The sequence below is a fragment of the Alpinimonas psychrophila genome, assembly GCF_014137865.1.
GTDB lineage: Bacteria > Actinomycetota > Actinomycetes > Actinomycetales > Microbacteriaceae > Alpinimonas > Alpinimonas psychrophila.
Map to the genome: position 1 here is coordinate 22,785 of NZ_JACGWU010000003.1, position 15,443 is coordinate 38,227.

10 protein-coding genes are annotated in these 15,443 nt (G+C 54.7%); 4 read left to right on the forward strand and 6 right to left on the reverse strand.

Annotation, left to right across the window (positions count from 1 at the left end; all coding sequences use genetic code 11):
* Positions 1-52: 52 nt before the first annotated feature.
* Positions 53-1,591: a GMC family oxidoreductase gene (locus tag FB555_RS05950; protein ID WP_182484565.1), complete on the forward strand. Its 1,539-nt coding sequence runs from the start codon at positions 53-55 to the stop codon at positions 1,589-1,591.
* A gap of 325 nt (positions 1,592-1,916) precedes the next feature.
* Here the strand turns inward: FB555_RS05950 and FB555_RS05955 are convergent, their stop codons facing one another.
* Together FB555_RS05955 and FB555_RS05960 are read right to left on the reverse strand one after the other, a co-directional pair.
* Positions 1,917-3,575 (reverse strand): amidohydrolase, encoded by a 1,659-nt coding sequence (locus FB555_RS05955; protein WP_182484566.1) that lies wholly within the window; start codon positions 3,573-3,575, stop codon positions 1,917-1,919.
* Between the two features lie 9 nt (positions 3,576-3,584).
* Positions 3,585-4,286: a MoaF N-terminal domain-containing protein gene (locus tag FB555_RS05960; RefSeq protein ID WP_182484567.1), complete on the reverse strand. Its 702-nt coding sequence runs from the start codon at positions 4,284-4,286 to the stop codon at positions 3,585-3,587.
* A gap of 188 nt (positions 4,287-4,474) precedes the next feature.
* On the opposite strand from FB555_RS05960, the gene FB555_RS11090 reads away from it, so the two are divergent.
* Positions 4,475-5,575, forward strand: coding sequence for a zinc-binding dehydrogenase (locus FB555_RS11090; protein ID WP_182484568.1), 1,101 nt, complete (start codon positions 4,475-4,477; stop codon positions 5,573-5,575).
* Between the two features lie 343 nt (positions 5,576-5,918).
* Here FB555_RS11090 and FB555_RS05970 read toward each other — a convergent pair whose 3' ends face one another.
* From FB555_RS05970 to FB555_RS05985, 4 genes are all read right to left on the reverse strand, one after another.
* A complete protein-coding gene (locus FB555_RS05970; RefSeq protein WP_182484569.1) occupies positions 5,919-6,806 on the reverse strand; it encodes a dioxygenase family protein in 888 nt (295 codons plus the stop codon).
* A gap of 2 nt (positions 6,807-6,808) precedes the next feature.
* Positions 6,809-7,885 (reverse strand): maleylacetate reductase, encoded by a 1,077-nt coding sequence (locus FB555_RS05975; RefSeq protein WP_182484570.1) that lies wholly within the window; start codon positions 7,883-7,885, stop codon positions 6,809-6,811.
* 474 nt (positions 7,886-8,359) lie between these two features.
* The gene (locus tag FB555_RS05980; protein WP_182484571.1) at positions 8,360-9,961 is read right to left on the reverse strand and encodes a 4-hydroxyphenylacetate 3-hydroxylase N-terminal domain-containing protein; all 1,602 of its coding nucleotides are present in this window, start codon (positions 9,959-9,961) and stop codon (positions 8,360-8,362) included.
* 190 nt (positions 9,962-10,151) lie between these two features.
* Positions 10,152-13,049: an AfsR/SARP family transcriptional regulator gene (locus FB555_RS05985; RefSeq protein ID WP_343046417.1), complete on the reverse strand. Its 2,898-nt coding sequence runs from the start codon at positions 13,047-13,049 to the stop codon at positions 10,152-10,154.
* Positions 13,050-13,332: 283 nt separating this feature from the next.
* Here FB555_RS05985 and FB555_RS05990 point away from each other — a divergent pair, with 283 nt between their 5' ends.
* Complete coding sequence (locus FB555_RS05990) at positions 13,333-13,836, forward strand: flavin reductase family protein (protein ID WP_182484573.1); 504 nt, start codon at positions 13,333-13,335, stop codon at positions 13,834-13,836.
* Between the two features lie 324 nt (positions 13,837-14,160).
* Positions 14,161-15,159 carry an AraC-like ligand-binding domain-containing protein gene (locus tag FB555_RS05995; RefSeq protein ID WP_343046418.1) on the forward strand — a complete coding sequence of 333 codons (999 nt, stop codon included), beginning with the start codon at positions 14,161-14,163 and terminating at the stop codon, positions 15,157-15,159.
* Positions 15,160-15,443: the final 284 nt, after the last annotated feature.

Here is a 15,443-nt window from a genome sequence, read left to right on the forward strand (position 1 = left end):
TACTCTGAGTGAAGATAGTCGCAGGCACTCAACGAAGAGGAATCTGATCATCATGACGACACAACCTGACGTAATCATTGTTGGCGGTGGCACCGCAGGGTCCATCATTGCTCGTCGCTTGGTCGACGCCGGCAAGAAGGTACGCCTGCTCGAAGCAGGACGCCCCGATGTGAACCCCGCCATTCATGACATCAGCCGCTTAGGCGAGTTGTGGCTCAGTCAAGACGATTGGGGCTACTTTACGACGCCGCAAAAAGACGCCTTTGGGCGAAAGTTGCATTGGCCTCGCGGCAAAGTTCTCGGCGGCTCCCATTCCCTCAACGCCTCGATCTATGTGCGCGGCAATCACGCAGACTTTGACGGCTGGGAAGCTTCGGGTAACCCGGGCTGGGGGTGGAAAGATGTTCTCCCCGTTTACCAGAAGATCGAAAACTACATCGGTGAGGCATCCCCTCTGCGGAGTCCCGGTGGTCTCCTCGACGTGACGACCGACTACCCCAAGGCGCCCATTCAGGTCTCCGGTCTCGAGGCAGCCCAGCAGGCGGGTGTTCCCCTCAACCCCGACTACAACGGCGAAAGCCAAGAGGGCGTCAACTTCGAACAACTCAACATGCGAGGCGGTGAGCGCCTCAGCACCTACCGGGCCTACTTGCACCCCATTGTGGGCAACGCGAATCTCGAGATCACGACAGGCGCTTGGGTTCACCGCGTCATCATCGAAGACGGTCGTGCTGTCGGTGTCGAATACGAGAAAGACGGAGAGGTGCACGCCCTTCTCATCAAGGCTGGTGGCGAAGTCGTTCTCTGCGGTGGCGCCCTCGACTCTCCTCGAGTGTTGCTGCAATCGGGAATTGGCCCCACGAAAGACCTCGAAGCTCTCGGCATTAATGTCGTCAAGGACCTTCCGGGGGTCGGCGAAAACTTGCACGATCACCTCCTTGTTCCCGTGATCTTTAAGACCACCAAGAAGGATGTCGGCCCGCCGCCCGCCAACGTCCCGATCACGCAGGTGCACTGGTTTACCACCAGCCGCCCCGGCCTGAGCGTGCCCGACACGCAGCCCATCATCTTTAGCGTGCCTATGACGAACGCCGACACCATGCCCGATGCTCCGGCAACGGGCTTCACCATCATGGGCGGTCTCGTTACCCCCAAGAGCCGTGGAACGTTCAAACTCTCTGCCAAGGACCCGCACGCGCCAACCTTGCAGGACCCCCATATTCTCGAGAATGATGATGACGTCACGAGTCTCGTGTTCTCGGTCAAGGAGGCTCGTCGCGTTGGTGCGCAGGCGGCGCTCGCCGATGAGTGGGGGGCAGTCGAGGTATACCCCGGCGCTGACGTCGTCACCGATGAGCAGATCGCGGACTACATTCGCCACAACGCCATCACCTACCACCACCAGGTGGGCACGACGAAAATGGGGATTGATGAGCTTGCCGTCGTGACGCCCACGTTGCACGTTTACGGCATTGAAGGGCTGCGCGTGGCGGATGCCTCGGTCATGCCTTTTGTGTCGACTGGAAACACTAACGCCCCGTCAATGGTCATCGGTGAGAAAGCGGCCGAGTTCATCCTCGACGGAAAGTAAGACCACTTTTTACGCTTTGCTCGACTCGACGAAAGATTCCTTCATGTCTTCTGCCCGTTCTGCTCGCGATGTTGTCACCGCTCACTACGCGAACTCCGCCGCAGGCGACATGGAGGCCGCTTTCGCCGATCTCTCGCCGAACATCGTATGGACCGAATCGGCGGGGAGCGCCTACGCCGGAACGTTTGTGGGGCTACCGGCTGTCTTTGAGAACGTGTTCGGCCGCATTGCCGCCGAGTGGGATGACTTCGGCGCAATCCCATCGTCGATCATCGCCGATGAAACGACCGGGACGGTAGCCGCCGTTGCAAAACGCCAGTATGAGCTAGCGTTCGTAGACCTTTTCGCCCGCGAACCACGTCTGAAGCACCACGGTGTCGGCGATGTCGGTCGCAGGAATCTCCCACGGATTGCGATCCAGCACGATGAAATCCGCCGACTTTCCAGGCTCGAGACTGCCAGTGATGGCGTCCAGCCCCATGGCCTTCGACGCTGCTGTCGTGTAGACCGCGATGGCTTCATCGACGGAAAGCGCCTGTTCCAGCCATAGAGTTCCGGGAAACTCGCCGTTGGGATCCGCGCGCGTGATGAGGCCTTCGATTCCGAGCCAGGGGTTGGGGATTGGGACCACGGGCCAGTCGGAGCCCCCGATGACGACGGCCCCCTCATCTAGGAGCAACCGGTTGGGTTGCATGTGCGTGGCGCGCTCTTCGCCAATCACGAGTTTGATCGCCTCAAAGATCACGCCGGGAAACCACAGCGACGGCGAAATCTCGGCCGTCACGGCAAGGCGTGCCATCCGGGGGATGTCCGCAACCGAGACGAATTGGCCGTGGGCGATATGAACGGCCGTTTTCGTGAGACCCTGGCCCCGCAGAATTTCTACGGAGTCCAGCACCTGGCGAACCGCCCCATCGCCGGTGCAGTGAATCTTGGCGGAGAGTCCCGCTTTCGCCGCGCGAATGAGCCAGTGTGTCAGTGTGTCGGGCGACATGGCAGTGTGTCCATGGTGGTTCGCGCCATGTTCGGCATCAGGCAGGTATGGCTCGAGAAAACAGGCCGTGCGGGTCGGCGGAATGCCGTCCAGAAAAATCTTGATGAAGTCGGGGAGGTGGTGCTCGGTTCGAAATGCTTCGCCACCCCAGACCAGTCCATCGCCCACGGGGTCGGCCCCGAAGATCATGTCGTTGGCCATCATGCACGAGACGGCCCACGCCTTAAGACGGCCTTCATCATCCATTTTCTTCATCGCGGTCATCAGTTCGAGGCACGCCCCGGCGTCCTGAAAAGCGGTCACGCCATAACGATGCAGAATCTGGATGCCCCGTTCGGAGGTATCTGCCCACTGCTCGATGCTGAGGCGGTTTGCTGCCGCCATGACTTTCTCAACCATGACGCCGGCCGTTTCGAGCAGCACGCCGGTGGGGTCGCCGGTGGGGGAGCGTTCGATGCGCCCCTCGGCGGGGTCTGGGGTTACGGCCGTAATGTCGGCGAGACTCAGCGCCGCACTATTGGCCCACTTGTTGTGGTGGCTGTCATCGACGAACAGTGCCGGATGGTTGCCCGTGGCCTCATCAAGGCGAGTCAGCGTTCCCGAAGCCGACAGCTCTTCGAGCAACGTGCTACCCCACGAGCCGCCGACGATCCAGGAGCCGGGGGTGAGGTTTTCGGCATAGTCGCTGATGGTCTCAAGGATCGCATCGAGCGAAGCCGTCGGAAGAAAATTGACCTCCATGAGGTCGGCCTTGCCGCCAATTTGGTGATGGTTGTGAGCGTCATGGAGTCCCGGCATGAGAAAAGCACCCTGCATGTCGTGCACGACAGAATCAGGACCGTGATGAGCAGCGTGAATCTCTGCCACGGTTCCAACGGTGAGAACTCGACCATTCTTGATGGCCAAGGTATCGGCCCACGGGGCCCCGGGATTCAGAGTCGCAATTCGGGCATTGCGAACGATGAGGTCAGCGGCCGTTTTCTTCGCCATGGTAAGAATTCACCTCTCTTGGTGGGGGTTTGTGGTGGAGAGCAGAGCGCCATCGGTGTCGTCGGTGCCGAAAGTGAAGTGGACCGTCTCCGTACCCGAGGAATCGAGGCCAAATACTGCCCCTCGGCTGCGAGGGTTATGTTCATCGCGGCGGTCAGCGATGATGACGGCCCCGCGCGGGACAACTTTTTCACGCCACGTTGCCACAAAAATACCGGATCGGATTTCGCACGTCGACTGGCCCTTCGCGTCCACAGGGGAGACAACGGGCATTGCGCCGGTAGGCTCGCTGCCGACAATCGTGAACGGCTCAAATTGGTGCCGAACAGTCAACATTCCGTCCGTGACGTCGTCAATTGTGGCGATGACAGAGAGCCCCACCCCGCGGGTCAGATCAAAGAATACGGAGGGCGCCTCGATAGGACGGTCATCGCGCTGAAACTGAAGATAATAGAGTCCCTCGTCGATCTCAAAAACTTCGCAGGGGTCGTACCCACGCCGATCGCCGTGATTCGTGAGGTAGTGCCACGTGAGGCCATCTGGCTCGAAATTGTGATCAATGAGGGTGCCATCGGCCCACAGGGTGCGCACCAAGAGACCTTCGAGATCACGAGACCTAGGCGCCTGATTTGTCGTGAAACCAGGCATGACGCCGTCGAGAGTCAACCACTGTGCCGTTGCACTCACGTTCGGTTTCTGGTTGGACGTCATTGTCAGCCTTGTTTCTTAAATCGCCAAGTATGTCTTCCCTCACAGTATGAACGATTCGAGGCCCGTGAGCCTTGCGCGTGCGTGCTAATGCCTTGCGATAGAGCGCAGTGGGGCACACGTTGCGGTCCGCGATAAACCGGCGTTAACGTTAGAGACGTCAAAGTTCGCTCGTTCGAGGAGAGTTAATCGTGAAAACTACCGCCGCCGTCGCATTCGCCAAGGAACAGCCCCTTGAGATTGTGGAGATTGATCTTGATGAGCCTCGCGCCACGGAGGTGCGCATTCGCATGGTCGCCAGTGGCGTTTGCCACACCGATGCAATCGTGCGGGACCAGTGGTACCCCACTCCGCTCCCCGCTGTTCTTGGTCATGAGGGTGCTGGTGTTGTGGATGCCATCGGTTCCAGCGTTACCAAGGTGGCTGTTGGCGACCACGTCCTCCTGAGTTTCGACCACTGTGGCGAATGCGCCAACTGCGCCGCTGGCCTCCCCTCCTATTGCACCAACTTTTTCGGGGCTAACTTTGGTGGTCGTCGCGCCGACGGTTCCTCCGGATTCAGTTTGGGCGGCGAGCAAATTTCGTCACACTTCTTCGGCCAGAGTTCCTTCGCCGAATATGCCAATGTGTCGGTCAACTCGGTGGTCAAGGTCTCGAAGACCGCACCCCTTGAGGCGTTGGCACCACTGGGGTGCGGGATTCAAACCGGCGCCGGAGCAGTCTTGAACAGCCTGAACCCGGCGGCCGGGTCCTCCATTGTGATCTTCGGTGCTGGAGCCGTGGGGCTGTCAGGTCTCTTGGCCGCCGTTATTGCCAATTGCACGACCATCATCGCCGTCGACGTGCACGAGAGTCGACTGACTTTTGCCCGCGAGCTGGGTGCGACGCACACGATCAATGCCGCCGCCACCGCTGATGTTGTCAAAGAGATCCAAAAAATTACGGATGGGGGAGCGCAATACGCTCTGGAGACCACGGGCGTTCCCGCAGTCTTCACCAACATGACAAAAGCGCTCGCCGTTCGCGGCCACGCGGTCGTCGTCGGCGCCGCTGCACTGGGAACAAATGCCAACTTCGACATTGGGTCGCTCCTCCCCATGGGGATTACCGTCACCATGGTCGTTGAGGGTGATTCCGTGCCCTCACAGTTTGTTCCGCAGTTGGTCGATCTCTATGAGCGTGGACTATTTCCCTTTGACAAGCTCACCAAGCAGTATGCGTTCGCCGATATCAATCAGGCATTTGACGACTCGGCCGCCGGGATTACGCTCAAGCCCATCGTGATCTTCTAGGGAGGGCTCCGATGGATGCAACGAGGTCGGCGCGAACCGCCGTCAATTTAGCTTCATTTCTTTCCGCTTGGCGGATGCAGTAGCTCTGCAAGACGTCTGATTGTCCAATCTGCCCGTCACGGATTTTGGCCGACGCATCCGTGAGCTGAAGGGGGCTCTGCCCGTGAATTCTTGCATGGCGCTGGCAGCCCACTTTCCTGTGGCCAACCTTTGGAGATTGTGACGACCTGTCGGATTCGTTCTATTCCAAACTGTTTCTTCAGTGAAGAGTTTCGTCGTCATGTCCTTCTCGGTTCCGATGGCCGTGCGAGCAACGTTGAGACAGCAATGTCTCGACTCAGGACTAGGCCGGAGCTAAGACAATGTCAAAGCGCGTTCGTGACCATGGCAGGCCCCCTACATCCCTGCCATCAGGCGTGGGCGTGTCACCTCGTTGGATATCAAAGTGTTTGATGAGTGATTCCTTCACGCCAAACACGCTGTCGCTAATCAACAAGTCGTCTCCGGCGACGAATATGTGGGTTATAAGTTTCCGTTTGTGCAGTGCGGTTACCATGAAATGCAAGTGTGCTGCCCGCATGGGGGACCGGCCCGTTGCTTCAAGCAACATGCCGACAGGTCCATCGTGAGGAATTGGATACGGTGTGGGGGTCAAACCCCAAAATGAATATTTTCCTTTCGGATCGGCATAAAGATGCGCCCGACCGGCAACTCGACCGTCAGCGTATTGAACATCGTAGAGCCCGTCGTCGTCAGCTTCCCAAACCTCAATTCGAGCACCTCCAATTGGGTTGCCCTGAGTATCACGAACGGTTCCTTCCACCCAGCAAAGTTGGCCCGGTGCACCCCCGGTGATGTCTCCACCTATTTTGATGGGCGGAGCATTTTTTACGAAAAAAGGGCCGAACACCGTTGCTTCAGTCGCACTCCCTGATGCCTCATTGTTGACAGCTACCGTTTGCATGGATATTCCAAGAACGTCTGATAGGAGAATGAATTCTTGGCGACGTTCATCTGTCATGTGTCCCACGGCGGTCAGGAAATCAATCATGCTGCCCCATTCGGATTCTCCCAATCGAACATCGCGAACAAAGTTGTGGAGGTGTTGGACCAACTTCTGCATAACTTCTCGTAAACGGGGATTTGAAGTTTTTTCAAACGACGCAATGACGGCATGAACAAGTTCCTCTTCGCGTTTCGATTGATCATCGGAAATATTGGTCGTCGACATTTTTACCTTTCGTCGTTCGAGACTGGCGTTTCGCCGGCCCAAGCGGTGTGGAGCAATTCAATGAGATTTTCTCGAGATACTTTGCGGGGGTTGCTTTCAGGAATTAGAGGAAAGATAATTTCCGACGCTTCCTCAATGTTGGATTCCTCGAAGCCCAAGTCTTTAAGCCCTGTGGGAACGTTAAGCGCTGCACGCAGCAGATTCAGGCCCTCGAGCCCGCTTGATGCCCCAAGAGCATAAGCGATGCGCTGATTCGCCTCCTCAGCAAACGGTGCGTTGAAGGCTAAGACATATGGCAATACCGAAGCATGGGTCTGAGCATGAGGGAGGCGGTAAGTTCCGCCAAGGACATGGCAAATCTTATGATGCATCCCTGATCCTGCCGATGCAAAGGAAGCCGCTGATAGGTAGGCTCCATAGAGAGCTAGCTCTCGGCCTCTTTCGCCCGAGGGATTCCTGAGGATCATAGGTAGTCCTGACGCAAGCGCACGGATTCCCTCAGTCGCCAAAGCCTGGTTGATGGGGTCCGCCCCCGGAGCCCACATCGAGTCAATACAATGAGCAATTGCGTTCATCCCCGACGCGATGGACAAATCAACTGGCAAGGAGTACGTCAATTGTGCGTCGTAAACTACCGCAACGGGAAGGACTTTGATGTCGCTACCAGTGGTCTTTCGGGTTGCTTCAGTCAGCCCCCACACATTGGTTGCTTCTGACCCCGCGTAGGTCGTTGCTACCGCAAGAATCGGGATCCCAGTAGTCAAGGCAATCGCTTTAGCCAGACCGGTCGCTGATCCGCCCCCAACAGAAATTATGAGGTCGATGCCGTTGTCCGTTGCCGCTTTTCGGGCAGCCTCTGCACCCTCAATGGGGACATGTTGGACGACGTCGTCACAAGTTAGAGCAATCGAAATCCGGGAGGTCACCGTCCTAACAATTTCCGATTCCAGAGAGGTCGCAACAAGCATCACCTTGCGGGAACCCTGTCGCGCGACTTCTTCGGCTACGTTAATTGCGGCTTTTCCACTTCCGAAGAGAAGTCGCTGACCGAGGGTTTCATGGGTGAAATTAAGTCCCATACTATAAAGACCTTCCTGCCTAGGCTTTGGTGTTGAGCGTCAATTGGGAAAATTTCGGAATCTAACGTTGATCATCGAAGTTGTGTCAACACCGCCGATTTTGTTGGCGACCTCAATTAGAACGGACTGGTCCTAAAAAACGAGGGAGATTGCATCGAATTACGTAACGTGAATTACTAGCTACGTTGAGCAGGAATTCGGGCACTCCCCGTCAATCCAGACGGAGGCATGACTTTTTCCTCACTAACCCAATGGGAACAGAAGGTCGTTCTGAGGGATGTCGTTTGGGGCCTCGTTCGTAGAAGATTAGCCGAGATGCGCGCGACTCGGCGGCTAAAAATTTAATGGTAGCCGCGCTCTGTTTTCTCAACAATTGCCTTCGCTTTAAGGCCACAATACTTTCTTGCGAAAAAATCGGTTGCTTCGGGGACGAAGCTGGCCTCGCCCCCGAAGCTACCGTTTTCGGAAAGTTTCCTATTTGTTGGACATCACTTTTGTCGCGGATTTCTCGTTCATATAGCCTTCCTTTTGATCCTGCGCCTTGGCATATTCGGGTTGAAAGCGGACGCTAGCATAATGCGATGCTTTCTCAGCTTCCTCTGCACGTTTACCTAGTTCAGCGGTATCTCCAAAGCCGAGAACATCTCGAGCCAGCTGCGTCAAGGGCCCGTCAACTTGGTATTCCGTGCGTTGCATAGTGAGCAAGTTAATGAGGTAAAGGGGTGTTCCATTGAACTTCTCGAACATTTCGTGCCGAGCGCCCCACTCTGACAGGAATCGTTCACTAATCTGGCGGAAGATTTTAATGCGGTCGCGGGCGCTAATTTCAGACCCACGTAACGCTTCCTCTAGCTTGGGCCCAATATATGGGTCATCCAATTCTCTCTTTGTCGGTTGAATAACAACACCTCGGCCGCAAAAATCAATTAGTAGGTTAACCATGTCGTGCTGGTTTTCCAGATAGTGGGCACGACCAAAATCGATAAAAATATTGTTTGGTTTGTATAAGCCGCCAGGCGTGTGAAACCCAGTCTCTTCAGCCGCAATCATGAATGCGCGGCAAGTCTCACGAAAACGAATCAACTGAGCCAGTTGTGACTGAACCAAAGGGTTCGTTGCCGTGCCTAGCGATTGTGTAATTAGCAGGGCTAGGCCCACCATGAGCTCTGCATGGACAACTTGGCGAACTTGGGTTTCGAGATGTACCCAGTCGAATTGACGTTGAGGATACCATTTTGCGTGGTCTGGGTTGCCAATGTGCTGAACCTGGTCCCACGTAATGAGAACGTCATCAAAGTAGACCATGCCATCCAGTTCATCGCCGATACTGGCCAACGGGTGATCGTATGGATCGGCATCTGGAAGTGCGCGGGACTCGCGTGCAACGATTGAAACCCCAGGCGTTGCAACCGGAATAAGTGCGTACAGAGTTTGTTCTGAAGTTTGCCCCGGTCGCCAAAGGTTACCAATCAGAAGATGATTTACAAAAGGAATTGCCGTGCCAATCGCCTTCCAACCTCGAACAATCACGCCTTCGTCGTTCTCCTCGATTACGCTCAGCATGGGTGTTTCGGCCATGGCATCGTCGCGGCCGCGGTCATATTGAACATCTAGAAACATGGGCGAAATGGCATGATCCAGACTCGTAACCATGTCCCACTGCCGTTGGATGTTCCCGGTGAGATCACGCTGACCGTTCTTGAAAATTGAATTTCCTGCCCAGGGCTCCTGATCATCAACCTGTGTAAACATCACGACGTTCATCCCTGCCGGGGGCCTCGTAAAAATGCCACCTTTGAAATGCCGAAACATGAAATCGGCATAGTTACGTCGACGGACTATATCTTCCTTCGAGCGGGGCAAGAACCAGTGCATCGATTGACGATTTCCATCGTCATCGATAAATGTGCACAGATCTTGAAACTCGGGGTTTAGATGTAAATCGTAATAGTCCGCAATTGCGTGGGCGTATCCCTTTGTCTTGGGGTGGGTTGTGATGTCATCAATGACTTCGCCGCCCACGTAAACTTTGCGTCCATCTTGAAGTGACTCAAGGTATTCTTTTCCGGTTCGCATTCGAACACTCCTCAACATTAAATATGGCCCACATGGGCTTTCTTGAAGCATGACGAGTGAAGCGTTAACCTAGGGGAAATTTGTCGCTTGGAATTGCTCACGCCGTGGGATGGACGATTATGTTGGGTTGCGGTCTCAGATAGGGACCCCCATGTTGCTTGGCGAGCAGATTTCGTCGAATTGGTGCTCGCTAAGGTCGCAACAGAAGAAACAATTCTTTTGTAGCAGAGGAAGGAACTAAGCTTCCTTCAGCCAAAGCGGCTTCGCAGCGGAGATAAGAAGACGTCACAGCATCGGCATCACCAATTGCATTGCTCACTCGCATCATCATTCTCCAAGCGCGTTCTGAGTAAGGGTCTCCTGCCAGCGACGCTTCCGCCATCTTTTTAGCCTGTTGATATCGTTGTGCCGCAAAACAAATTGCTGCGCCAGCAAGGCTAGCGGTCACGGCTTTTTCTGACATCGATGAACGCCGACCGTCGGCCCAAGAGGATTCAATTCTCGGTAAGTACTCACCTTTGTCAAAAAGAGCTAAGGCCCGCACGAGGAGCTGTAGTTTGTCTTCTCCTTGGAGGCGGTTGGCTTCTAGGAGGAGACTCTCGAATTGAGTCGACTCACTTGTTATTGAAACCACCCCTGTAAAAGAAAGCACATCTCCTACAAAGGAAGGGCCCAATCCAGGAGGCATCACCTCGCGAAGACGATGAACTGCTTGCCTCAAATAAGCTCGTGATGAATCATTGTTTTCCCCTTCGAACAAAGCTTTGAGCGCCTCCGATCGTGTCACGCTGTGATTCGGCGAAGTCGCCAAGAGCGCGATCAGGGCGAGACTCTTGGCGATACGTGGTTTGACGCAAATACCTCCAACTTCAAGGGACGTCTCACCAAATTCCTGAAGTAGTAGCCAAACTCGACTCTGACTTTGACCCTTTAAATCACGACCCATCAAGGAGCGGCCGAGCTCATGCCACTCTGAGTCAACGTCAGTTTCGACATCAAGCCTCCTCGTCACCACGGCCTCGAAATCGGCTAGTGCAAGAAGGAGCTGATGATTAGATCCTTGTTGTTGGGCTGCGGCTAGAGCCCAATCCGTCGCAATGTCAGCCGCGTCTGAATTTCCAGAACGCCATTCCGCCTCGGCCAGGTACACGGCTGCAGAGGGAAGATCGATGATTCTTTGTGCCCTGTTCATGCTTTCCACTGCACGCCTTAGCGATACAAGCGCGAGCCCATCATGATCGCCCATTAGAAGGTTGGCCAGACCGCGCCACATATCAACAGCCTCGTTGATGAAATTGTATTTTCGGTTGCTTGCCTCTTCGACTTGATTGAGGAGAAAAATTGCCCTCTCCGTGTTACGTTGCAATTTGAGTTCGAGCTTAACTTCTATCAGGATATTGAGCCACTCAAAAACTATCGAACCGCTTGCTTTAATGTGATTGCGGCCGATTACTAGGGCGTGACGCGCTTCATCCACTCGTTGCAGATCTATCATGAGTTCAGGCCCAACAATGCCGTGTAACCAAGATAGTGAGTGGGCATGAAGGTCGGATCGTGCGTAGACATCGAGTGCTTCGGTCAAGCGACCGGTTGCCCGTAGGACGCCGATACGCCACGGAGCAGATACTGCAGCCGCCCACGGAGATTCAGGCTCTTGCGCCATTTCCTTCAAGCGCCCGTGAGCGAAATGAACCCGCATTACGAGTGCGTCGAGGGGGCCGCCCGTTAGTTTGATCCCTTTGTCAAATTCTGTAGCGTAGTTCTCGTTCAGAAGAGTCATCAGGTACCTGACGGCCGCCACTTCTGGAGTTAGTGGCGCCTTAGCCATAACAGATTCCATGTCGAGTATGCGGTTAAGGTGCCAGTACGACCAGGCCATCATGCTTGCGCCCACGGCAGACGTTGAAGCAAACTCGTCCCGCTGTTTTGCTATTTCCAGAGAGTCCGAAATATCACAGGCCAACCCGTAATTCTCTCTTGATATGGCAAGAAGAAGCTGTGGCAAGGCAAGACGAGGATCATGTTCACCGAATGAGGTGACGAACACCCCCAACCATCGGTCAGCGATCGCAAAATCCAGACGATCAATAATTCCGCCAATAACTGCCTCAGCAGGAATTAGTGCCTTGTCCAAATCCCCGACAAGCATGTACTGTTCAACCGCCTCCTCGTGATGCCCTTCGGTCAGGAGCAGGTCACCGTACAGAGATCGTCGGTAAGCGACTTCTTTGGGCTCGCGCCGCTCGAAAAGAGCAATGAGGTACTCACGAAAACGAGGGTGACATCTCATTCCCTCATGCCCGACCACCCACGAGACTGGTAAATGTTTCGTGCGAAGGCCCATCAAGATTTGTGGGCTCCGTCTTTCCTCAAGGGCCGTGGCCCGGCTTGGAGTGACTTCATCTAGTAAAGATGTACCTATGAGAAATTCGCGCTCGACTGGGTCGAGTCGGTCAAGAATTTGCGATGACAAGTAGCCGTGAAGCGGATCTGACTCTCCACCGACACCGATGATATTCTGTCGCGAGCGCCAAGATTCAAAAAGGATACCGGCGACCCAGCCGTTAGTCACTTCCATCGCGTGAATCGCGTCGACATCACCCATTTCCATTTTTTGAAGGACGATCACAGCCTCCTCAAGCGTGAATGCGAGATCTTGTTCTCCAATTGCTGCAACCAAGTCGACACCGCTTATCATTCGCGAATCGATCGGAATGTCTGAGCGGCTAAGTAACACAACCTTGAGTGAACTCGGTGCGTACCGGACAAGAGCCTCTATAACGGCAAGTCCACCTGGCGATTCAGTGAGATGCTCCAATCCGTCGACGACGAGGATAAGCGGAAACCCATTTGTGGCATCAACGAGAAGTCCGGCTGCCTCATCATGCGTTATTCGTGCTGCAAGGACCCCGTGGACCAAACCCCTTACCGATTCCACGTGTGATGCAATTGTTGCTTCTAAGTAGACGAGGATGCGACCCGGCGCAGAATCAGCCCAATCAAGCGTCAGCCATGCGACCGGAGTGACTCCGGACTGACATGCCTGAACAACTGCTGTTGTCTTTCCCGATCCTGCGGTCGCGGCCACAATAACTATTTGATTGTCCCGAATGGTATCGCAGATTAATTTAGTAAGTCTCGGGCGCTCCACCAAATTAGCGCCGAGGGGAGGTAACGCAATTTTGGTTCGAATTATCGAGGGCGGAGTGCGCGGAGTGGAGCGCCGTATTGTCCCAATCTCGTCTTTCTTCATTTGCATCACTATTTCGTTTCGGTTAACGCGCGGGGAGACATGCTGTATTCGAGACCCTAACTGGGGTCAAGCGAATATTGCAATGGGGACGCCGTCCCTCTTAGGGGTAAGGAATCAAATGTTGAATCCAGTGACTCAATTTACTTCGGTAGTCGATCGAGACATTTTCCGCGATGTTATATCGAACCTCGTGAGCGGTGTTTCAATCATCAGCTCTCAACGCGGAAACGAGCGATTTGGGGTGACAGCAAGCTCTGTCACATCACTGTCGATGGATCCCGCGTCAATCCTGGTTTGTCTTAACCAGCGCCTAGCCATTACAAATGTGATCTCGGAGACAGGGGTTTTTGCGGTAAATATTTTGGGTGAAGATCATGGACAATTAGCGGCTCAATTCGCAACGAGTCATGTCGATAAATTTCGGGGAACGAACCTGAAGAAAGACAGTCTTGGAAACCCAATACTGGCTGACGCGCTCGCCCATCTTGAGTGTCGCGTCATGGAGAGAAAAGATTACGCAACTCACGCTATTTTTATTGCACAAATCGAATCTGCGTCATCTCGACTCGGCTCTCCGCTGGCCTATTTCCGGAGTTCCTTTGGTCGCTTTGAGGTTGAGTAGAAGTTGCTGGCTTCGTTTTCCGGGTTCTGTTACTAAGAGCAGTCGCCATAAACGTTGAGAAGGATAGGGGGTTATGGGCGTTCAATAACTACTTGATCCCGAACTGCTTCTGAGGTCTCCTCGGCAGTTGAGCATTCATTAATCTAGGTCGGCGGGAAACCGTTTCCCACCTGGCGTAATCGTTATCTGAAAGATCCCTTGGTGAATCGAACAGGGGGAATCAAATCGTGTAGAATTGTATATGATTCGAGAATTGCACGCGTTTCGTTCGTCTGAATAAAGTTAGTTTTGCCGTCATTTTTTTGCCGTACGAAGGAGTACGCAGTGGAACTTTCTGCAACCGTGAAGCACCCAGATGTGACGGTCCTGTTCTCAACGGACAATTTCTCTGAATGGCGACACGCAATATCGCAGGCCTTCGTGCCGCTTCACGTCAGTACAGGGCATGCCGAGAACTTCATGGGGAAGATTCGTTCGCGCTCCATGGGCGATATTTTGATTAGTGAAATAACCGCCGGGCCTCACCAAGTGGAGCGAACTCCAGCGCTTATTTCTCGCAGTGAAAAGCGTTATTACAAGCTCTCCTTGCAGCTATCGGGTACGGGACTGCTGATTCAGGACAACCGCGAAGCGATTTTGCGCCCGGGAGATATCGCGATTTACGACACGGATCGACCGTACACACTTACGTTTGACCGTGATTTTCGGTCTCTCGTGGTGATGTTTCCACAGACGCTCATCGACCTCCCCAGGGATGCTGTTAGCCGATTGACGGCGACCCGAATCCCCGGTGACGAAGGCCTCACTCGCCTGGTCGGACCGTTCCTCACTCACTTGATGAGGAACATGGACCGCCTCACTGGACACAGCGGGATGCGCCTGGTTCACAACACTCTGGACCTAGTCTCGACGGTCTTGCATAGTGAACTTGATTCGCGCGGAGGTGAGAATCAGGCTAATCATCGGGCCACGAGGGTTCAAGAAATTCGCGCCTATATTGACGAGCACCTTTCGGATCCCGATCTCAGTCCTGCCCGAATTGCTGCCGTCAGCTTCATCTCCACGCGCCATCTCCACGGTATTTTTAAGGACCAGGAAGTCACCGTTTCGGCTTGGATCCGTGGCCGTCGGCTGGAGAATTGTCGCCGGGACTTGGCCGATCCTCTGTTTTTCAGCACATCCGTCGCTATGGTTGGTGCTCGTTGGGGTTTCACGGACGCCTCCCATTTCAGCAGGCTTTTCCGGGCGACTTTTGGCCAGACGCCGAGCGACTTCCGAATGCGCGAAATGGAAGAGTTCCGCCGCACACGGCAGGCGAGCTGAGGGGGCAGCACCTTCTGCACTGACTGGCGGTCGGGATATCGTCTCGCTCCAACTCTCACAAGAACCTACGAGACGGGATTCCGCTCCTTGGTGTGCCGGTTTCCTCAGAACTTCCTGGACCTTCCCAGAGAGTCAATCTTTCAATTAACCGCGACACGTTTCGAAGCGTCCTCCGAAGTTGCCCAACTTGTCGGTCCGTTCCTCACCCAAGCGGCTGATGCCATTGACTTGTTCCAGGCAACCAGCAGAGCCCGCCTGATGCACAATGCGGTCGATCTAATTTC